Annotated in this window: 18 protein-coding genes and 1 pseudogene; 17 read left to right on the top strand and 2 right to left on the bottom strand. The window is 62.4% G+C overall.

Annotated features, from left to right (window positions below; all coding sequences use genetic code 11):
• Positions 1-62: 62 nt before the first annotated feature.
• The 12 genes and pseudogenes from H4V96_RS14915 to H4V96_RS14860 all read left to right on the top strand — a co-directional run bounded on the left by H4V96_RS14915 (position 63) and on the right by H4V96_RS14860 (position 13,194).
• A complete protein-coding gene (locus H4V96_RS14915; RefSeq protein WP_043462483.1) occupies positions 63-659 on the top strand; it encodes a lipoprotein in 597 nt (198 codons plus the stop codon).
• Positions 660-696: 37 nt separating this feature from the next.
• Positions 697-1,206, top strand: coding sequence for a type VI secretion system contractile sheath small subunit (tssB, locus tag H4V96_RS14910; protein WP_196855855.1), 510 nt, complete (start codon positions 697-699; stop codon positions 1,204-1,206).
• A 1-nt stretch (position 1,207) separates the two neighbouring features.
• Positions 1,208-2,707: pseudogene (gene tssC / locus H4V96_RS14905) on the top strand (type VI secretion system contractile sheath large subunit).
• Between the two features lie 31 nt (positions 2,708-2,738).
• Complete coding sequence (locus tag H4V96_RS14900) at positions 2,739-3,230, top strand: type VI secretion system tube protein Hcp (protein ID WP_010399822.1); 492 nt, start codon at positions 2,739-2,741, stop codon at positions 3,228-3,230.
• 66 nt (positions 3,231-3,296) lie between these two features.
• Positions 3,297-3,773 carry a type VI secretion system baseplate subunit TssE gene (gene tssE, locus H4V96_RS14895; RefSeq protein ID WP_196855854.1) on the top strand — a complete coding sequence of 159 codons (477 nt, stop codon included), beginning with the start codon at positions 3,297-3,299 and terminating at the stop codon, positions 3,771-3,773.
• Positions 3,770-6,409, top strand: a complete 2,640-nt coding sequence (tssH, locus tag H4V96_RS14890) for a type VI secretion system ATPase TssH (protein ID WP_196855853.1) — start codon at positions 3,770-3,772, stop codon at positions 6,407-6,409. The genes tssE and tssH overlap by 4 nt, the downstream gene beginning before the upstream one ends.
• Before the next feature lie 21 nt (positions 6,410-6,430).
• Positions 6,431-7,459: a type VI secretion system protein TssA gene (tssA, locus tag H4V96_RS14885; protein ID WP_010399816.1), complete on the top strand. Its 1,029-nt coding sequence runs from the start codon at positions 6,431-6,433 to the stop codon at positions 7,457-7,459.
• Positions 7,460-7,492: 33 nt separating this feature from the next.
• Positions 7,493-8,293, top strand: coding sequence for a transporter substrate-binding domain-containing protein (locus tag H4V96_RS14880; protein WP_196855852.1), 801 nt, complete (start codon positions 7,493-7,495; stop codon positions 8,291-8,293).
• 35 nt (positions 8,294-8,328) lie between these two features.
• Positions 8,329-8,841, top strand: coding sequence for a lipocalin family protein (locus H4V96_RS14875; protein WP_196855851.1), 513 nt, complete (start codon positions 8,329-8,331; stop codon positions 8,839-8,841).
• A gap of 261 nt (positions 8,842-9,102) precedes the next feature.
• Positions 9,103-10,866: a methyl-accepting chemotaxis protein gene (locus H4V96_RS14870; RefSeq protein ID WP_196855850.1), complete on the top strand. Its 1,764-nt coding sequence runs from the start codon at positions 9,103-9,105 to the stop codon at positions 10,864-10,866.
• Between the two features lie 388 nt (positions 10,867-11,254).
• On the top strand, positions 11,255-11,926 hold the full coding sequence (locus tag H4V96_RS14865; RefSeq protein WP_196855849.1) for a tRNA-uridine aminocarboxypropyltransferase: 672 nt from the start codon (positions 11,255-11,257) through the stop codon (positions 11,924-11,926).
• A gap of 128 nt (positions 11,927-12,054) precedes the next feature.
• A complete protein-coding gene (locus H4V96_RS14860) occupies positions 12,055-13,194 on the top strand; it encodes a PA0069 family radical SAM protein (RefSeq protein ID WP_196855901.1) in 1,140 nt (379 codons plus the stop codon).
• Between the two features lie 175 nt (positions 13,195-13,369).
• On the opposite strand, the gene H4V96_RS14855 is transcribed toward H4V96_RS14860, so the two are convergent.
• Entirely contained in the window at positions 13,370-13,960 is a 591-nt protein-coding gene (locus H4V96_RS14855; RefSeq protein WP_196855900.1) for a gamma-glutamylcyclotransferase, read from the bottom strand.
• A 62-nt stretch (positions 13,961-14,022) separates the two neighbouring features.
• The gene (locus H4V96_RS14850; protein ID WP_196855848.1) at positions 14,023-14,970 is read right to left on the bottom strand and encodes a LysR family transcriptional regulator; all 948 of its coding nucleotides are present in this window, start codon (positions 14,968-14,970) and stop codon (positions 14,023-14,025) included.
• A gap of 125 nt (positions 14,971-15,095) precedes the next feature.
• Between H4V96_RS14850 and H4V96_RS14845 the strand changes: the two genes are divergently transcribed.
• The 5 genes from H4V96_RS14845 (at position 15,096) to H4V96_RS14825 (ending at position 18,909) form a co-directional block, all read left to right on the top strand.
• The gene (locus H4V96_RS14845; protein WP_010399784.1) at positions 15,096-15,629 is read left to right on the top strand and encodes a VOC family protein; all 534 of its coding nucleotides are present in this window, start codon (positions 15,096-15,098) and stop codon (positions 15,627-15,629) included.
• A 62-nt stretch (positions 15,630-15,691) separates the two neighbouring features.
• Complete coding sequence (locus tag H4V96_RS14840) at positions 15,692-16,726, top strand: fumarylacetoacetate hydrolase family protein (RefSeq protein ID WP_196855847.1); 1,035 nt, start codon at positions 15,692-15,694, stop codon at positions 16,724-16,726.
• Between the two features lie 14 nt (positions 16,727-16,740).
• A complete protein-coding gene (maiA, locus tag H4V96_RS14835; RefSeq protein WP_010399782.1) occupies positions 16,741-17,391 on the top strand; it encodes a maleylacetoacetate isomerase in 651 nt (216 codons plus the stop codon).
• Positions 17,392-17,539: 148 nt separating this feature from the next.
• On the top strand, positions 17,540-18,319 hold the full coding sequence (locus tag H4V96_RS14830) for a uracil-DNA glycosylase (protein ID WP_196855846.1): 780 nt from the start codon (positions 17,540-17,542) through the stop codon (positions 18,317-18,319).
• Between the two features lie 38 nt (positions 18,320-18,357).
• A complete protein-coding gene (locus H4V96_RS14825) occupies positions 18,358-18,909 on the top strand; it encodes an NADAR family protein (RefSeq protein WP_010399780.1) in 552 nt (183 codons plus the stop codon).
• Positions 18,910-18,994 lie beyond the last annotated feature (85 nt).

Here is an 18,994-nt window from a genome sequence, read left to right as displayed (position 1 = left end):
CCTCCACCAAGGCGCCACCCATCTTTTCCAGCGGTAGCGTCCTCCACCTGAAGGAATGCCCGATGAAGCCAGCGACCATGTTGCCCCGTATTGCTTGCCTTGCCAGCGCCTTGCTGCTGGCCGCCTGCGCCACGCTAGACCAGTCGGCGTCCAAAAAATCTGCCGCACCGACCCTGGCGCAAGTAATGAGCGACGCCGATGCGGCCGCCCGCGCTGGCCAGTACGAGCGTGCCATGACCCTGCTTCAGGGCGGCGGCAGCAGCTACCCGGCCGACAAGGCCCCGTGGCTGCAAATGGCGCAGATGAAGTTCGACCGCGGTCAGTATGGCGACGCCATCGGCCATGCGCTCGAAGCGCTGGACCGCGACCCGGACGACAAGGTCGCCAATAGCATCGTCGCTGTCAGCGGCCTGCGCCTGTCCGGCAAGGCCTTGGCCGACCTGTCGCGGCAAAACAATCTGAATGGCTCGCTGCGCTCGGAAGCGCAGGACCTGGCCAAGCTGCTGCGCGCGAGCATCGGTGAAGACGTGCTGGTGCCGCCGGCCAGACGCCCGCCGGCCGCTGGCAAGCGCGCTGCCACATCCGGCTCCGGCACGCCGGCGGTGAAAGGTGCGGTGCAGCCAGCCGGCGCGGCTGACCCGTTCAGCGGCCTGAAGTAAGCCACCAGCCCCACCATCCCATTGCAAAGGAAGCGATATGCCCAAGTCCGACAGCGTGCAAAAACGCCTGCAAAAGATACGCGCCCCGCGCGTGCAAATGACCTACGACGTCGAGATTGGCGACGCCATTGAAAACAAGGAGTTGCCCTTCGTCGTCGGCGTGCTGGGCGACTTTGGTGCTAACCCGGAGAGTGAGAAAAAACGCTTGAAGGACCGCAAGTTCGTCGCCATCGATCGCGACAACTTCGACGAAGTGCTGGCCGGTGTAGCGCCGGTGGCCCGTTTCGCGGTGCCGAACCGCATCAGCGGGGCGGACGGTACGTTTGCCGTCGATCTGCACTTTCGTTCGATGGATGACTTCCGCCCGGAATCGGTGGTGCAGCAGGTCGCCCCCTTGCGCAAGCTGCTCGAGGCGCGCACCAAGCTGGCCGACCTGCGCAACAAGCTGGCCGGCAACGACAAGCTGGAAGACTTGCTGACGGAAGTGCTGAACAACACGGACAGCCTGGCCACCTTGAAACCGCAGTTCCCAAGGCAGGAGTATTGAGATGAGCGCCCATGCAGAAGCCCCAGAAGCGCTCGCTGTATCCGCAGCCGATGCCCCGGCCGCGACGGACTTGCTGGACCAGATCGTCGAGCACAGCCGCGTCGCCAAGTCTGGCGCCGAACATGCGCGCGCGCGCGACCTGATCTCGGAACTGGTGGCACAGGTGCTCGATGGCACGCTGCTGATGTCGACCAGCCTGTCGGCCACCCTGGACGCGCGCGTAGCGGAAATCGACCGCATGATCTCGGCCCAGCTGAGCGAAATCATGCATGCGGCGCCGTTTCAGCAGCTCGAACAAAGCTGGACCGGGCTACGCTACCTGGTCGGCAACTCCGATACGGGCACGCGTCTGCAGATCCGCATGTTTAACGCCACCAAGCGCGAACTGGTGAAGGATTTCCAGGCGGCGCTGGAGTTCGACCAGAGCAGCATGTTCAAGAAGGTCTACGAAGAGGAATTTGGTACCTTTGGCGGCGCGCCGTTCGCTGCGCTGCTGGGCGATTTCGCCATTTCTCGCCAGCCGGAAGACATGTATTTCGTCGAGCAGATGTCGCATATCGCCGCCGCTGCGCATGCACCGTTTATCGCCTCGGCCGCGCCGGAACTGTTTGGCCTGGAGAGCTACGCTGACCTGGGCAAGCCGCGCGACCTGGCCAAGGTGTTCGACACCATCGAGTACCTCAAATGGAAAGCCTTCCGCGAATCCGAGGACGCGCGCTACGTGGGCCTGACTTTGCCCCGCTTCTTGGGCCGGCTGCCGTTCAATCCTGTCGATGGCACCACGGTCGAAGGTTTTAACTTTGTCGAGGAAGTCGACGGCAGCGACCATCACAAATATCTATGGTGTAACGCCGCGTATGCCTTCGGCTGCAAGCTGACGCGCGCCTTTGCCGATTACGGCTGGTGCGCCGCCATCCGTGGCGTGGAGGGCGGCGGCCTGGTGGACGACCTGCCCACCCACACCTTCAAGACGGACGAGGGCGATGTGGCCCTGAAATGCCCGGCCGAAGTAGCGATTACCGATCGCCGCGAAAAGGAATTGTCGGACCTGGGCTTCATCTCGCTGGTGCATTGCAAGAACACCGCGTATGCCGCCTTCTTCGGCGCACAGTCAGCGCAGAAAAGCCGCAAGTACAACAGCGACGCGGCCAATGCGAACGCGGTGCTGTCGTCGTAGTTGCAGTACATCTTTGCCGTCTCGCGCATTGCCCATTACATGAAGGCCATGATGCGTGACAAGATCGGCAGCTTTGCCGCCGCCTCCAACGTTGAAGACTTCCTGAATCGCTGGCTGATGCAGTACGTGCTGCTCGACGATAACGCCAGCCAGGAGCAGAAGGCGCAGTTTCCCTTGCGCGAAGCTTCCGTGCAGGTGCATGAAGTGCCGGGGCGGCCCGGCGTGTATCGGGCCGTGTCGTTCCTGCGGCCGCATTTCCAGCTCGATGAATTATCTGTTTCGCTCCGACTGGTCGCGGAGTTGCCGAAGTCGACCAATTCCTGAGTCACCCATCTTTCAACCAGAGGAGCACACCATGGCAATCGATGTATATCTGCAGATAGACGGCATCAAGGGCGAGTCCACCGATGACAAGCACAAGGATTGGATCGAGTGCAAATCGGTCAGCTGGAGCGTCGAACAGCCGAAGTCCGCTACCGCCTCGACGGGCGGTGGCCACACGGCTGAACGCTGCGAACACAAGGATATCGTCATTTCCAAGCTGGCCGATCTGGCCTCGCCGGTCCTGTTGCAGACCTGCTCGGCCGGCAAGACTATTCCCAAGGCGCGCTTCGAATTCATGCGCGCCGACGGCCAGGGCGAGCGCGTCAAATACTTTGAGATCGAAATCGAGAATGTATTGATCGGTGCCGTGATGCCGAACGTTGAAGAGGGTGACATCCTGGGTGAACACGTCGGCTTCAAGTTCTCGAAAGTGAAGTGGAAATACACGCAGCAAAAAGTGACGGGGGGCGCTGGCGGCAATACCTCGGGTGGCTGGGACCTGGCCGCGAACCGCGTGGCTTGATTCAGATTGCGCGGCGCGTGGCGACCAGCTTCGCCTGCGCGCTGCGCCGACTTTTCAGGAGAGCGCATGGACAGCTATGTACCTGGCCTGTTCGACCGCCTGATGGGCGACGCCGGTGCGACGGCCGGCGGCGTGGCTGCGCGCCTGTCACTCGAACAATTGAAGGATGCTGTGGCGCGTGACCTGGAAGAGCTGCTCAACACGCGCCTAGCCTTGCCGCCCGGCGCGCTCGACGCCTATCCGGAATGCGCGGCCTCCATCGTCAACTATGGCTTGATCGATTTCGCCGGCATGTGCTTGTCGAGCAGCGATGACCGCGCCCGCATCTGCGCCGCGCTGAAGGCCGCCATCGAACGCCACGAACCGCGCCTGCGCAATGTGCGCGCGCGTCTGGAGCGCGAAGCGGGCAGCATCAACCGCGTGAGCTTCGTCATCAGTGGCACCTTGGCCGTGATGTCGGGTGGCGAGACGGTCAATTTCGACGCCGTGCTGCAGCCATCGTCGCTGCGCTATTCGATCAACCGCAAGGGAGCCGCCGCATGAGCAATAATCTGAAAACCCTGATCGCCAAACTGAATGATACGGCGCGCACTGCCGCCACCCGCGCCGCCGGCATCTGCGTGGAACTGGGGCAGTACGAAGTCGATATAGAACACCTTTTCCTGGCGCTGCTGGAGCAGGAACGCAGTGATTTCGTCACCATTGCGCGCCGCAGTGACATCAGCCTGACGGCGCTCGAGGCGGACCTGCGGCGCGAGATCGGCGGCTTTCGCACTGGCAGCGCGCGCACGCCAGTATTTTCGCCCCATTTGCCCTTATTGTTCGAGCATGCCTGGCTGGTCGCCTCACTCGATACGGCGCAGCCGGGGCCCATCCGCAGCCGCCATCTGTTGCTGGCGCTGTTGACGCAAGCGGAACTGTCGCAGCTCGCGTATCGGGGCTCGAAGTTGTTCGCCCGCTTCAGCGTGGAGCAATTGAAGCACCATCCGGACAAGCTGACGGCTGGCTCGGGGGAGGAAACTGGGACAGTGTCGCAGCTTTCCGAAACGACTGTCGACCCACTGGCTGTCCTTGCCAGCAAGACCCCGGCGCTGGACCAGTTCACCACCGACCTGACGCAGCTGGCGCGCGACGCCAAGCTCGATCCCGTGATCGGTCGCGAGGCGGAGATACGCCAGGCCGTCGACATCCTGCTGCGCCGGCGCCAGAACAATCCGATTTTGACCGGCGAGGCTGGCGTGGGCAAGACAGCCGTGGTGGAAGGCTTAGCTTTGCGCATCGCCGCCGGTGACGTGCCCGAGGTGCTGCAGGGTGCGCATATCCACGTACTCGACATGGGCTTGCTACAGGCCGGCGCCAGCGTAAAGGGTGAGTTTGAAAACCGTCTGAAAAACGTCATCGACGAGGTGGCGAAAAGTCCGCACCCGGTCATTCTCTTCATCGACGAGGCGCACAGTATGATCGGCGCCGGTGGCCAGGCGGGGCAGAATGACGCGGCCAATTTGCTGAAACCGGCGCTGGCGCGTGGCGCTCTGCGTACCATTGCCGCTACCACCTGGAGTGAGTACAAAAAGTATTTTGAAAAGGATGCGGCGCTGGCGCGGCGCTTCCAGGTGGTGAAGGTGGAAGAGCCTGGCGAAGACATCGCCTGCGCCATGCTGCGCGCCATGGCGCCGCTGATGGAGCGCCATTTCGGCATCCGCGTGCGCGAGTCCGCCATCGTCGAGGCGGTGCGCCTGTCGCAGCGTTACATCAGCGGACGTCAGTTGCCCGACAAGGCTATCAGTGTGCTCGATACGGCGTGTGCCAAGGTGGCGCTGGGCCAGCGCGCCACGCCGGCGCAGCTGGAAAATGTGCACCGTCGCCAAGAGCGCATCGGCGCGGAAATCGCCGCCCTGAGCCGCGAGGAAAGCGACGGCGAAGCACCCGATAAAGCCGCTGCCGCGCGACTGGCGCAACTGCGGCGCGAGCATGAAGAAGGGCAGGTGCTGATGAGTGCCCTGGCGCAGCGCTGGGAGCGCGAAAAAGCGCTGGTGGCGCAGATCGTCGACTTGCGCGCGCAGCTGCGCGGCGAGCGCCCGGGCGAGGCCGGCGCCGCACGCCTGCTGGCGCTGAAGGAAGAGCTGGCGGTGTTGCAGGGCGATTCTGCGCTGTCGCCGCTGGAAGTCGATGCGCAGGTAGTGGCCGGCATCGTTGCCGGCTGGACCGGCATCCCGCTGGGGAAAATGCTCAAGGACGAGATCCGCACGGTGCTGACCCTCGATGGAGCGTTGCGCGAACGCGTGCTGGGGCAGGAGCATGTCATCACGGCCGTGGCACAGCGCGTGCGCACGGCGCGCGCCAGCCTGGATGAACCGAACAAGCCGCAAGCCGTGTTTTTGTTCACGGGGCCATCCGGTACGGGCAAGACGGAAACGGCGCTGGCGCTGGCCGACCTGCTGTATGGCGGCGAGCGCAAGCTCATTACCATCAATATGAGCGAATACCAGGAGGCGCACAGCGTGGCCGGCCTGAAAGGCTCGCCGCCTGGCTATGTCGGCTATGGCGAGGGCGGTGTGCTGACGGAAGCCGTGCGGCGCCAGCCCTACAGCGTGGTGCTGCTCGACGAAGCAGAAAAGGCCCATCCCGACGTGCTGGAGCTGTTCTTCCAGGTCTTCGACAAGGGCGTGCTCGAAGACGCAGAAGGACGTGAAGTCGATTTTCGCAACACCATCATCATCGCCACCTCGAACCTCGGTTCCGCTGCCATGATGGCCGCCTGCCTGAACCGGGCCGCACAAGACCTGCCTGCGCCGGCCGCGCTGGAAGAGCTGGTGCGCCCGCAACTGGTGGCCCATTTCAAGCCGGCCTTGCTGGGGCGCATGAAGGTGCTGCCGTTCTATCCCTTGAATGACACGGTGCTGGCCGAGATCATTACCCTGAAACTGGCGCATATCGGCGCGCGTATCGCGCGCAACCACCAGGCGCAGTTCAGCCATGACGCGGGCTTGGTTGATGCGGTACTGGCGCGCTGCACCGAGGTTGACTCGGGCGCGCGCAATGTCGACCAGATCCTCAACGGCAGCCTGTTGCCGGCGATTGCCGAAGCGCTACTGACGCGCATGGCAGAAGGCGAGCCGATAGCCTCGATACGCGTCAGCGCCAGCAAGCAGGGGCAGTTCAAGTACGCCTTCAAATAACGTTATCCGCCGGAGAGCGCCATGTTCAACCTGGAGCAGTTGCTGCACCCCGTCAGCGCCGTCAGCCCATGCGGCGAAGACATCACTTTCAGCCAGGAGCTCGACGCCATCGCGCGCGCGCGCCAGCAAGACGATCCCAGCCTGGACCAGGGCGAGTGGGTGACGGCGCTGAAGGAGGCCGACTGGCCTTTCGTGGCGACGCGCTGCGAACAGTTGATCGCTGCGCGCAGCAAGGATTTGCGCGTCGCCGTGTGGCTGGCCGAGGCGCATGCGAAAACACGCCACTTCCGCGGCCTGGGCGACGGCTACGCGCTGTTGGCCAACCTGTGCGAGCGCTATTGGGACGGCCTGTACCCGCCGGCCGAAGAGGGCGACCAGGAACAGCGCATCGGCAATGTCTTCTGGCTGCTGGCGCGCACACCGCAGCTGCTGCGCGAGATTCCGCTCACCGGGGGGGCCGACGGCTCGTTTTCAATGCAAGATTTCGATGCGGCGCGTCAGCGCGCCGCTGCCAGCTTGGCGCAGGGCGGCACGGCACAAGGCTGGGGCGATACGCGCCACGACGAAAGTTCGACCCTGGCGCAGATGGAGGCGGCGCGACAAAAGAATACGCGTGCATTTTCTGACCGCTTGCTCGCTGATGCACAATACTGCATGCAGTCGCTGCTGGCGTTTGAACGCAGCGTCGATGCGCGTTTCGGCGCCGATGGCCCGAGCTTTCGCGCCGCGCGCGAAGCGCTGGAAAACGTCATTCATTTTATCGCGCCGTTGTCACCAGGCGTGGACTTCGCTGTCGCGCCGCCTGCCGCTGGCCAGGGCGCCAGCAGCGCAAGCGCCCTCGTGCAGCGCCAGCAGGCGCTGGCCCAGTTGCGCCAGGTAGCCGATTTTTTTCGCCGCACGGAGCCGCACAGCCCTGTCGCCTACCTGGCCGACAAGGCCGCCAGTTGGGGCGAGCTGCCGCTGCACCTGTGGCTGCGTGCCGTCGTGAAGGACTCCGGTACCCTGGCGCAGCTCGACGAGATGCTGGGGACGAACAGTGCGAACGAATGATCGCTGTGGGCGCTTCCATGCTAATCTTCGGGCATGCTCAGAAAGCTCATTTTTCCTGCCGCGCTATGCCTGTTGATCGCTGTCAGCACGCAGGCAGCGGCTGCGCCGCCGCTAGTGATCTATGCCGACGACCATTATCCACCCTACTCCTATGTCGAGAATGGCCAGCTGAAAGGCATCTACACGGAGATTATGCGCGAGGCCTTGCAATCGATGCCGCAGTATGCGGTGCAGCTGCGTCCCGTGCCGTGGAAGCGGGGGCTGATGCTGCTGCAGACGGGCGAGGCCTTCGCCCTGTATCCGCCATATGCGTCGCGCAGCGAACGGCCGTACGTGCGCTACTCCGTGCCACTGCTGATGGAGCAGCTGGTGGTATTGTGCAGCCAGGACGTGCTGGCCCGGCGCGCACTGCGGCAGTGGCCCGGTGATTACGGCGGCCTGAGCATCGGCATGAATGCGGGATTTTTGCTGGGCGATGAGACGCTGAAGGCGGCCGTGGTTGCCCAAAAGATCGTGCTCGCCCCTGCCAAGGGCACGCGTACGAATCTGCTCAAGCTGATGCTTGGGCGTATCGATTGCTATGTCAGCGACCGTCTTTCGGCGCAGTGGGAATTGCAGCGCATTCGGCGCGAGGGCTTGGCGGGTGCGCCGATGCAAGCGATCCATGAAACGGCGCAGCTGGCCGGCCAGCAGGGCCACCTGGGTTTTACGGTGCGCCGACCGGACGCCTACCCCTATCGCGATGACTTTATCGAGCAATTCAATGCCGTCATCGTGCGCATGCAAAATAGTGGCGCGATACGCCGCATCGTTGAGCGCGCATTGCTACCCTGATACTGCTGCCCTAATTTCACCATCTGGAGAAGACCATGAAAAAACTGCTGTTCCTGTGTGCGCTGGTGCTGGCCGGTTGTGTCGGCCGGCCCGATAATATTGTGCCTGTCAGCAATTTTGACACGACCCGCTATTTGGGTAAATGGTATGAGATCGCGCGCCTTGATCATTCCTTCGAACGGGGCCTGAGCCATGTGAGCGCCGACTACAGCCTGCGCCCGGATGGCGGGCTGAAAGTGCTCAACCGCGGCTACAAGGAGGCGGACGCGAAGTGGAAGGAAGCCGAAGGCAAGGCGTATTTTTTTGACAAGAAAGACGAGGGTTACCTGAAAGTGTCGTTTTTCGGCCCCTTTTATGGTGCTTACATCGTTTTCGACCTCGACCAGAAAGATTACAGCTATTCCATGATCAGCGGCCCCGACAAGTCGTACTTGTGGTTGCTGTCGCGCACGCCCACCATGGATCCCGCCTTGCAGCAGCGCTTGATCGAGAAAGCCCGCGGCTTGGGATTCGATACGTCAAAATTGATCTATGTGAAGCAAAACTGAATTTGCTTGCCTGCCGTCCGTTCGTGGCGGCATAGCGCCTCCAAACTGTTGCTTTAATGCATGTTTTTTCTTGCAATACCATCCTGATTCACTCACAATCTGCGCCAAACTGGTGCGCTGCGGCGCGCTGCCATTTTGGCGACCTCGGTAGTGTTGCGTCGCCGCTCGTGATTGCCGCACGGCACCTACCTGCTATCTTGTTGTATAGCAGTAGGCCGGTTTCGTGGCGTCTGTACATTTTTTTCAGATTGGAATCACGTAATGAAAAACCTCAAAATCGGCGTGCGTCTCGGTGGCGCTTTTGCCGCCGTCTTGCTGCTGTTGACGAGCCTGACTGTGGTGGGCATCGTTCAGTTGCAAAGTGCCAGCAAGGAAACCGATACGCTGGTCGGCGTCGACGTGCGCAATGAGCGCCTGATCGCCGAGTGGACCAAAGTGATCGAAGTGAACGCGGCGCGCACGGCTGCCGCCTGGAAAGTCAGCGATCCCGAACACCAGAAGCAGTTTGAACAGGAAATGGCGGTCTCGTCCGCCCGTGCCACGGAGATCCAGAATGCTATCGGCAACAGTGAGCTGAACGCCGAAGAGCAGGCTGCGTACCAGGAGGTGTTGAGCACGCGCAAGGCCTACACGGATGTGCGCAAGGAAGTGTTCAAGGCCAAGAATGCGGGCGAGCTGGAATTGGGCAAGCGCCTGTATGAGGGAGACATGGTCGTCAAGCGCGACATTTACCTGGCGTCGCTGAAAAAGCTGGAAGTGCTGGAAGCCAAATTGCTCGATGACGCGGCTGCGCATATTCGTTTGCGCTACGAACACGGCCGTTTGCTGCTGATCTCGCTGGGCGCGGTCGCCATTTTGCTCGGTATCGCCTGCGCATACTGGATCACGCGTTCGATCACGCGTCCCATTACGCGCGCCGTCGCGGTGGCGGAAGCCGTTTCTGCGGGCGACCTGACCAGCCATATCGTGGTGGAAAGCCACGACGAGACGGGACAATTGATGCAGGCACTCAAAAAAATGAACGATAAACTGGTCAGTATCGTCGGTCAGGTGCGCGATGGCACAGAATCGATCAGCACGGCGTCGAGCGAAATCGCCGCTGGCAATCTGGACTTGTCGTCGCGCACGGAGGAGCAGGCCAGTTCGCTGCAACAGACGGCGTCTTCGATGGAGGAGCTGACATCGACCGTGAAACTCAATGCCGACAACGCCCGCAGCGCCAATCAACTGGCGATCAACGCCTCGCAGATCGCCAGCAAGGGTGGCGTGGTAGTGTCGGAAGTGGTCAGCACCATGGGCTCGATCAATGATTCCTCGCGCAAGATTGTTGACATCATTAGCGTCATCGACGCCATCGCCTTCCAGACGAATATTCTGGCCTTGAACGCGGCCGTGGAAGCTGCCAGGGCTGGCGAGCAAGGTCGCGGTTTTGCCGTGGTGGCGTCCGAGGTGCGCAACCTGGCGCAGCGCTCGAGTGCGGCGGCGAGGGAAATCAAGGGCTTGATCGACGATTCCGTGCAAAAGGTCGAAGCCGGTTCGCAACTGGTGGACAAGGCAGGCCGTACCATGGACGAAATCGTGCAAAGCATCAGCCACGTGACGCAGATCATGAACCAGATCACCGATGCCAGCGATGAGCAGCGCGCCGGTATCGAACAAGTCAACCAGGCCATCTGTCAGATGGACCAGGTGACGCAGCAAAATGCAGCCTTGGTGGAAGAGGCGGCGGCGGCGGCCGAAGCCATGCAGGAACAGGCGGTCAAGCTGGCTGATGTGGTGGCTGTGTTCAAGCTCGATGTCACGCAGCAATATGTGTCGGCCAGCGGGTCTCCCCGTCTTGCCGCCGGCCAGCCCGCCGTACGGCGCAGCGTGAGCGCTGCCGTGCGCAGCGCTACTGCCATCGGCCATTCCGCTAGCGCTCAATCCGCCAGTGCCCCCATCAAGGCAGTGAAACGGGACACGGTACCTACGAGCAAGCCGCGCGCACCTGTCGCTTCCGGCGCCGATGAGTGGGAAGAGTTCTAAACAGCCTCTCTCAATGGCCGCGCTAAGTGGTAATGCCGTTCAGTTAAGGATTTTGGCGTGATTTATGAGCGCCAGTAAATTCGCTAACCCCAGAGGCAAAGAGCTGGGGTCGGTCACTCCGTGATCGGAATGTGCTCCATTGAAGCACATTCCCCCGCCGGGTCCGACCCCCTGTCCTGGTTCTTGGGCTAAAAATAGCATCACTAACACACTAACTGAACGGCATTACGCGCTAAGTGGCAGTTTTAAGTGGCAGTTTTAAGCAGCAGTTTCAAGCCTGCCGAGCAGTTTTCAGCAGTTGTTTTAAGTGGCCGTTCGCTCGGCCATTTCCACTGGCATGGCGCGGGCGCTACAATCGCGGCTTGAACAATCCCGCACACGCTCCGCCATGACTACCCGACGCACCTCCAGCCAGACCTCTACAACGCCCTGCCACGCCGAATCGGCCAAACGCGAGCGCTGCCCGGTTTGCCTGCGTGCCGCCGCCAGCTGCATCTGCCGCTGGATCGCTCCCGTTTCCCACGCGGTGGACGTGCTGATCTTGCAGCATCCGCTGGAAGTCCACAACGCCAAAGGCAGTGCCCGCTTGCTGCACCTGAGCCTGTCCAACAGCCGTCTGCTGACGGGCGAGCAGTTTGCCCCCGAGACACTCGCCGCATTGCTGGCCGACAAGCATAATGTGCTGCTGTATCCGGATACGCCAGGCGATCGTTCCTTGGGCATCGCGCCGCCGCCTGCGCTCGAGATCGTCACCTTGCTTGATACGGCCCGCTTGCAACTGGTAGTGCTCGACGCCACCTGGCGCAAGAGCCGCAAGATGCTGTATCTCAATGCCCAGTTGCAACAGCTGCCGCGCTTGCCCCTGCGCGATACGCCTGCTTCCCATTATCTGATCCGCAAGGCGCATGCGCCAGACCAGCTGTCGACCCTGGAAGCGACATGCTATGCCTTGATGCAGTTGGAGCAGGACGCCCCCCGTTTTGTTCCCTTGATTTCTGCATTTGACGGCTTTGTCGCACAGCAGTTGAGTTATGTCATGGGGCATGCTGAAAAAGCGTGAAACGGTAGCACGCCAGCCCTTGATCTTGACCGCATCGCGGCATAGTATGCTGTATGTATATACAGTTAATGGGGCCGTTCATGAAAGCAATCATTCCTCTGCATGATGACAGCTTTTCCGGGCAAGCCATGTTGCCGCCGCCATCGCTGAAAGAGCACAAGGGGCGCGCTGCCGTGTCGAACCTGCAAGGGCGCTACGAGGCGCGCGCGCGCGCCGGTTTCGATGACGGCTGGAGCGTGGGCGGCCTCGATGAGCCGGACGCAGAGGCAGCGCCGCGCTGGAAGACGCAGGTCAGCGAGGAGCAGGCGCGCACCATCCTCACGCGTAATGTGTCACCCGATTTACCCTTTAATGTGTCGCTGAACCCGTACCGGGGCTGCGAACACGGCTGCATTTACTGCTTTGCCCGTCCCACGCACAGCTATCTGGGCCTGTCCCCGGGCCTGGACTTCGAAAGCCGCATCTACGCCAAGGTGAATGCGCCGGAACTATTGCAGCGCGAATTGGCCAAAGCGTCGTATGTGCCCGAACCGATAGCCCTGGGCGTCAATACGGATGCGTATCAGCCGTGCGAGCGCGAACGGCAACTGACGCGGCGCGTGCTGCAAGTGTTGCACGAGTGTGAGCATCCGGTGGCGCTGATCACGAAAGCGTCATTGATCGAGCGCGATATCGACATTTTGGCACCCATGGCAGCCAAGCGCCTGGCAGCCGTGGCTGTCACGCTCACCACGCTTGATCCCGCCATTGCGCGCACGCTGGAGCCGCGCGCGGCCGCTCCGGCGCGGCGGCTGCGCACCATCCGCAGCCTGACGGAGGCGGGCATTCCCGTGGGCGTGAGCATCGCGCCCATCATTCCTTTCGTGACGGAGCCAGAAATCGAGCAGTTGCTCGAAGCGGTGCGTGACGCGGGCGCCATCCATGCCCACTACGTGGTGCTGCGCCTGCCGTGGGAAGTGAGCCCCCTGTTCCAGCAATGGCTGGAAGTGCACTTCCCGGAACGGGCCCAGCGCGTCATGAATCGGGTGCGCGAGATGCGCGGCGGCAAGGATTACGACAGCGCGTTCGGCACACGCATGCGCGGCGAAGGCGTGTGGGCTGATCTTATCCGACAGCGCTTCGAGAAAGCCGTGCACCGGCTGGGGCTGCACGGCAAGGGCGGCCGCTTCAAACAGCTCGATTGCACGCAGTTCCGCCGCCCGCTGTTGGTGCCACCGTTGGCGGCGAGGCAGAAAGGGGGCAATGCGGGACAGCTCGATTTGTTTTAAGTTCAAGCATCGTCAGCGCTGATGCTGATGCTGATGCAGCAGGGTGGCCCTGACGCACTGGAATGCGGGGGAGCTATCGCCCGTAGCAGGGGGAGCGCAGCCTGTCGCCGGGAATGGCGCGCCGTCGCCGGATAACCCTGAGACGCGCCCTGGACTCAGGCTGTCTCAGGCTGCCTCAGGCGCCGGAGGGCGCTGCGGCGTGGTCCTGTAGCTGTGCCAGATGTTGCTCGATGGCAAAGACGTGCGGATCACTCTTGCCCAGTTCGCGCAGGGCCATGGCCAGGTGTAGCAGATACTCGCTGTTCGGGCCACTGGGGCCGTTTGATCGGGCGATCTGGCGTGCGATGTCGAGTTCCGATGCTGCCCCGAGGAAGGCGGCGTTTTCTTCATTCGCGATGTACACCAGGCCATCGGCCTTGCTGCCATCGTCGAAGCTGATCTCGCTGGCCAGGCGCAAATAACCATTCTTTTCGCGGTGGTCGAGGTGGGCGAAAACTTCGGGCGTGATCAGATAGGCCATGCCGTCGCAGATGGCGCCTGCCTGCGGCACGATGGTGGCGACCCTGCCCGGGGCCATCGGTGTGCCCCGATGATCGTGCGAGCCTTGCCAGAAGCGCCGCGTCCAGCCGGCGATGCTGGCGGGGCGCCGTTCAAGATAGGCAAAGTCGGCTTTGTAGATCAGCGAGCCATAGCCAAACAGCCAGACTTGCTCGCGCCCGTCGAATCTGTGCATGCGCTGGTTGATGGCGATGGTGGCGGCGTCGATAGGCGACAGGTGGTACTGGTCAGGCTGGGTCATGGTGCTGGCGCAAAAGGGGCGATGCGCTATTATAAGGTGGTGCCGCGCGCCGGCAGCGCGGTGCGGGCCGCGCCCACGTTCCACTCGTGCGTCTCGACGAACTGGAATAAAAAGGCCATGAAGCTTTCGGCCGCCGGCGACAGCGAACGTCCCGTCTTCGTGTAGACGAAAAAGCGCCGCGTCAGTTCCGGCTCGTGCAGGGCACGCATCTGCAACTGGTATAGCTTGACCATCGGTTCTGCATACGGCAGGCACACCGTGATGCCGAGGTTGGCGCTGACCATGGCCAGCGCCGTCGTCATGAACGTGACTTCATTGTAGGCATTGAGCGACAGGTCGCGAAAGCTGCCGTGCATGTCGCGCAGCAAGCGTTCCGTGAACTGGCCCTGCAGCGAGATGAATGGGTAGTCGCCCACGTCGGCCCAGGTGACGCGCTCTTTTTGCTGCAGGGGATGGCGTTCGGGGAAGACCAGCACGAAGGGCATTTCGAACAGCACTTGCGCGACGATTTCCGCTGTTGGATCGCGTTCGGGGCCGATGCCGAAATCGACCTCGCCGCTGAAGACGCGCGCCGATACGTTTTCCACGGGGCAATCTACCAGGCGCAACTGCACTTCCGGGTGTGCCTGGCGGTAGGCGGCGATCACTTCAGGCAGCAGGGTACATGCCATCATCTGTGGCGCAGCGATGCGCACCAGGCCTGTTTTCAGTGCCTTGCGCTGGGCGATGCCGGCCATGGCGCCATCGAGATCCTCGATCATCTTTTCAAACAGCGGATATAGTTCGCGGCCGATTTCGGATAGCTGTGTTTTGCGTGTACTGCGCTCGACCACGCGCACGCCGAGCACGTTTTCCAGTTCTTTGATCAAGCCGCTCAGCGCTGATTGCGTCACATGCAGGTATTCGGCGGCCAGAGTAAAACTGCCGGTCTTGGCCAGGGCCACGAAGGCGCGCATCTGTCGCAGGCTGGGACTCATAAGATAATCCGATAAATCAATGGTTAAAAATTGTTTGTATGATAGCTGTAACTCGATTCTAATGGTGAAAAGCGGAGCAACACGCCAGCCATCGCGCCCAAGGGGCCATCCATTGGAGATAGAGCATGAAGATTAAGCAAATCCACCACGTCGCCTACCGCTGCATCGACGCGAAGAAAACCGTCGAGTGGTACGTCAAGCATTTGAACATGAATTTCGTTCTCGCCATCGCCGAAGACCTGGTGCCGTCAACCAAGGCGCCGGACCCGTACATGCATGTCTTCCTCGACGCGGGCCAGGGCAATGTGCTGGCCTTCTTTGAGCTGCCGACGCAGCCGCCGATGGACCGCGATCGCAATACCCCGGCTTGGGTGCAGCATCTGGCACTGGAAGTGGCCAGCATGGACGAACTGCTCGCTGCCAAGGAGCGCCTGGTCGCTGCCGGCATCGAGGTGCTGGGCCCCGTCAATCACGCTATCTTTCAGTCGATATATTTCTTCGACCCGAACGGCCACCGCCTGGAACTGGCGGCCAACGTGGGCACGCCCGAGATGATGGAAAAACTGGACGCCGTCAAATGGGCAATGCTGGAAGAATGGTCGCAGACACGCCGCGCACCGAAGCACGCCGCCTGGATGCACGCGCCGGCTGAAGCGTGAGCGCAGCAGGTCGAGCATGATGCGCTGACGCCATCTGAACACTACGCAAAACAAGGAATACCATGAAATTCGCAACTCTGAAAAACGGCAGCCGCGACGGTGCCCTGATCCTCGTTAGCCGCGATCTGCGCCAGTACCAGCGCGTGGCCGCCATCGCCCCCACCTTGCAGGCTGCGCTCGACAACTGGGACGCCGTCGTGCCGAAACTGGAACAGGCATACGCCGACCTGAATGCCGGCCACGCACCGGACGCGCAGCCGTTTGATGCCTGTCAGTGCCACTCGCCGCTGCCGCGCGCCTACCAGTGGGCCGATGGGTCCGCCTACATCAACCACGTCGAACTGGTGCGCAAGGCGCGCAATGCGGAAGTGCCAGCCTCGTTCTATACGGACCCGCTGATGTACCAGGGCGGCTCGGACAGCTTTATCGGTCCGCGCGACCCGATCTTCGCCCTGTCGGAAGAGTGGGGCATCGACCTGGAAGCGGAAGTGGCGGTCATCACCGGTGACGTGGCCATGGGCGCCAGCCTAGCCGACGCGGCGAAATCGATACGCCTGGTGATGCTGGTCAATGATGTTTCGCTGCGCAACCTGATCCCGGGGGAGCTGGCCAAGGGCTTCGGTTTCTTCCAGTCGAAGGCGGCCAGCGCGTTTTCGCCCGTCGCCGTCACGCCGGACGAACTCGGCGCCGACTGGGCGGACAGCAAGCTGCACCTGCCGCTGCTGGTGGACCTGAACGACCAGCCCTTCGGCAAACCGAATGCGGGCGAAGACATGACCTTCAATTTTGCGCAACTCGTCGCCCATGCGGCCAGGACGCGCGAATTGGGCGCTGGCAGCATCATCGGTTCCGGTACCGTGTCGAACAAGCAGGGCAACCTGTTCGGCTCCAGCATCGAGAACGGCGGGGTGGGTTACTGCTGCCTGGCCGAAGTGCGCATGTATGAAACCATCGAACACGGCGCGCCGAAGACGGCGTACCTGAAGTTCGGCGATACGCTGCGCATCGAGATGCGCGACGCCGCAGGCGCCAGCATTTTCGGCAGCATCGAGCAGACTGTGGCCCGGTATGCCGGCAACAGCGCCGGCAACGCCTGAGGGGAGGGCGCGCCATGAAGCTGTACACCTATTTCCGCAGTTCGGCCGCCTACCGCGTGCGTATTGCCTTAAACATAAAGGGCATCGATTACGCCAGCATCCCCGTGCATCTGCTGCAGGGCGGCGGGCAGCAGCTGCTGCCAGCCTACCGCGCCGTCAACCCGTCGGCGCTGGTGCCGGCGCTCGATGACGATGGCGCCATCCTGACGCAGTCGCTGGCCATCCTTGAATATCTCGACGAGACGCGCCCTGGCGTGCCGCTGCTGCCGGTGGATGCGCTGGGACGCGCGCGCGTGCGCGCGCTGGCGCTGGCGATCGCCTGCGACGCCCATCCGCTGACGAATCTGCGCGTCTTGACATACCTGAAAAACACGCTTGGCCTGTCGGACGAGATCAAGCAGCAGTGGTACCGGCACTGGATGGCCGAGGGGCTGGCGGCCGTGGAAGCGCTGCTGGCGCAGAGCGATCCTGGCGCCGTGGGCCTGTTCTGCCACGGCGACGGCCCGACGCTGGCCGACTGCTGCCTGGTGCCGCAAGTGTTCAACGCGCAGCGTTTCGCCATCGACCTGACGCCTTACCCGCGCATTGCGCGCATCCATGCGCATTGCGCCAGCTTGCCTGCGTTTGCTGCTGCCCATCCAGCGCAGCAGCCTGACGCCGAATAGGAAGGATCTGCGTCAAACAGGTAAAAGCCCCGGCTAGCATGCAGGCCGGGGCTTTCTTATGCGCAATGGGTTTTTGGCTAGTGATGCTTCGGCGATGCCAGCTTGCCGGTGCGCTACAATTTGCGTTTGCCCAAATCTTTCACGCCCCATGACCGTTACCACCATTCCTGCCAGCATCATCGATGCCCTGTCCCTGGCGCATGCTTCCTGGCATCCCATCCTGCTGCGCGGCTTGCATGCGGTGATGGCGGCCGACAGCGCCTATTTGCCGGCGCTGGCCATCGATGATTACCTGCCGACGCAGGGCCGGCTGTTCGCCGCCTTTGCCTTGCCGCTGTCGCAGGTGCGCTACGTGTTGGTGGGCGAGGGGCCGTATCCGCGCGCCGCCAGCGCCACCGGCGTATGCTTCATGGATGGCGCCGTCGGCAGCCTGTGGTCGGCGACGGGCCTGTCGAAGCCCGTCAACCGCGCCACGTCCTTGCGCAACTTCATGAAGATGCTGCTGGTGGCAGACGGCCAGTTGCAGGCCGGTGACACGTCCGGCGCGGCCATGGCGCCTGTGGCGGTGGCGGCGCAGCTGCCGGGCTGTGGCGTCATCCAGACCTTGCCTGAATTGCAGCGCAAGATGATGGGGCAGGGTTTCTTGCTGCTCAATGCGGCGTTGGTGTTCCGTGCCCATGTGCCGCCCGTACAGGATGCACGCGCCTGGCTGCCCTTCCTGCAAGTGGTGCTGGCGGCGCTGGCGCAGCAGGGCGGCGCGCCCATGCCGCAATTGGTGCTGTGGGGCAAGATTGCCGAGCTCGTCAAGCGCCTGCCGGTGGCGGCGCTGCTGCCCCAGGTGACGGCAGAACATCCGTATAATCTGTCTTTTATCGGCAATCGTGACATGCAGGCCTTGTTTGGCCCGATGCAACTATTGCGTGCTTGAGATTGAATTGACGCCGCTCTGGCGGAAGTGCAGGGGATATGCAAATCAGTAACGTGGAAGAATTGAAGGCGTGGATAGCGGCCGGTGGCGTGCCCGACTATCTGTATTTCTGGGGGCACACACCGGCGCAGCCGCAGGTGCCCGACAAAAGTTGCTTCAGCCAGTGGTTTCCGTCGCCGTTCAGCTTAGCTGGCGTGACCTATGCGACGGCCGAGCATTACATGATGGCGCAAAAAGCGGCCCTGTTTGGCGATACGGCGGTGCAGGCGCGCATCGTGGCGGCCGAGCGACCGTCGGAAGTGAAGAAACTGGGGCGCGAAGTGAGCAATTTCGACGCCAAGGCGTGGGAAGCGGCGCGCGCCGGCATCGTCTTCGATGGCAACTTTGCCAAATTTTCGCAAAAGGCCGCGCTGCGCAAGTTTTTGCTTGGTACGGGCGAGCGCGTCATCGTCGAAGCCAGTCCCGTCGATCGCATCTGGGGCGTGGGCCTGGCGTCGGACAATCCACGCATCGCTGACCCCGCGCGCTGGGACGGCTTGAACCTGCTGGGCTTTGAACTGATGAAAGTGCGCTCCGCCTTGAGGGGCTGATCAAGGGTGCTGAGAGCGCCTGTGATTTCCTCGCGCTCGCTTTCCTGAAGCCGCCGCGCCTGGCGCGGCCGACCATGCCCCTGCC

It is taken from the genome of Janthinobacterium sp. CG_23.4 (assembly GCF_029892305.1).
GTDB classification, from domain to species: domain Bacteria; phylum Pseudomonadota; class Gammaproteobacteria; order Burkholderiales; family Burkholderiaceae_D; genus Janthinobacterium; species Janthinobacterium lividum_D.
Note: the sequence above shows the minus strand (reverse complement) of the source record. Positions and strands in the feature narration are given on the sequence as shown.

Bases quoted from the DNA above. Each gene is read 5' to 3' on its own strand.
- H4V96_RS14915 (WP_043462483.1), top strand. From the start codon at position 63: ATGAAGCCAGCGACCATGTTGCCCCGTATTGCTTGCCTTGCCAGCGCC.
- tssB (WP_196855855.1), top strand. From the start codon at position 697: ATGCCCAAGTCCGACAGCGTGCAAAAACGCCTGCAAAAGATACGCGCC.
- H4V96_RS14900 (WP_010399822.1), top strand. From the start codon at position 2,739: ATGGCAATCGATGTATATCTGCAGATAGACGGCATCAAGGGCGAGTCC.
- tssE (WP_196855854.1), top strand. From the start codon at position 3,297: ATGGACAGCTATGTACCTGGCCTGTTCGACCGCCTGATGGGCGACGCC.
- tssH (WP_196855853.1), top strand. From the start codon at position 3,770: ATGAGCAATAATCTGAAAACCCTGATCGCCAAACTGAATGATACGGCG.
- tssA (WP_010399816.1), top strand. From the start codon at position 6,431: ATGTTCAACCTGGAGCAGTTGCTGCACCCCGTCAGCGCCGTCAGCCCA.
- H4V96_RS14880 (WP_196855852.1), top strand. From the start codon at position 7,493: ATGCTCAGAAAGCTCATTTTTCCTGCCGCGCTATGCCTGTTGATCGCT.
- H4V96_RS14875 (WP_196855851.1), top strand. From the start codon at position 8,329: ATGAAAAAACTGCTGTTCCTGTGTGCGCTGGTGCTGGCCGGTTGTGTC.
- H4V96_RS14870 (WP_196855850.1), top strand. From the start codon at position 9,103: ATGAAAAACCTCAAAATCGGCGTGCGTCTCGGTGGCGCTTTTGCCGCC.
- H4V96_RS14865 (WP_196855849.1), top strand. From the start codon at position 11,255: ATGACTACCCGACGCACCTCCAGCCAGACCTCTACAACGCCCTGCCAC.
- H4V96_RS14860 (WP_196855901.1), top strand. From the start codon at position 12,055: ATGTTGCCGCCGCCATCGCTGAAAGAGCACAAGGGGCGCGCTGCCGTG.
- H4V96_RS14850 (WP_196855848.1), bottom strand. From the start codon at position 14,970: ATGAGTCCCAGCCTGCGACAGATGCGCGCCTTCGTGGCCCTGGCCAAG.
- H4V96_RS14845 (WP_010399784.1), top strand. From the start codon at position 15,096: ATGAAGATTAAGCAAATCCACCACGTCGCCTACCGCTGCATCGACGCG.
- H4V96_RS14840 (WP_196855847.1), top strand. From the start codon at position 15,692: ATGAAATTCGCAACTCTGAAAAACGGCAGCCGCGACGGTGCCCTGATC.
- maiA (WP_010399782.1), top strand. From the start codon at position 16,741: ATGAAGCTGTACACCTATTTCCGCAGTTCGGCCGCCTACCGCGTGCGT.
- H4V96_RS14830 (WP_196855846.1), top strand. From the start codon at position 17,540: ATGACCGTTACCACCATTCCTGCCAGCATCATCGATGCCCTGTCCCTG.
- H4V96_RS14825 (WP_010399780.1), top strand. From the start codon at position 18,358: ATGCAAATCAGTAACGTGGAAGAATTGAAGGCGTGGATAGCGGCCGGT.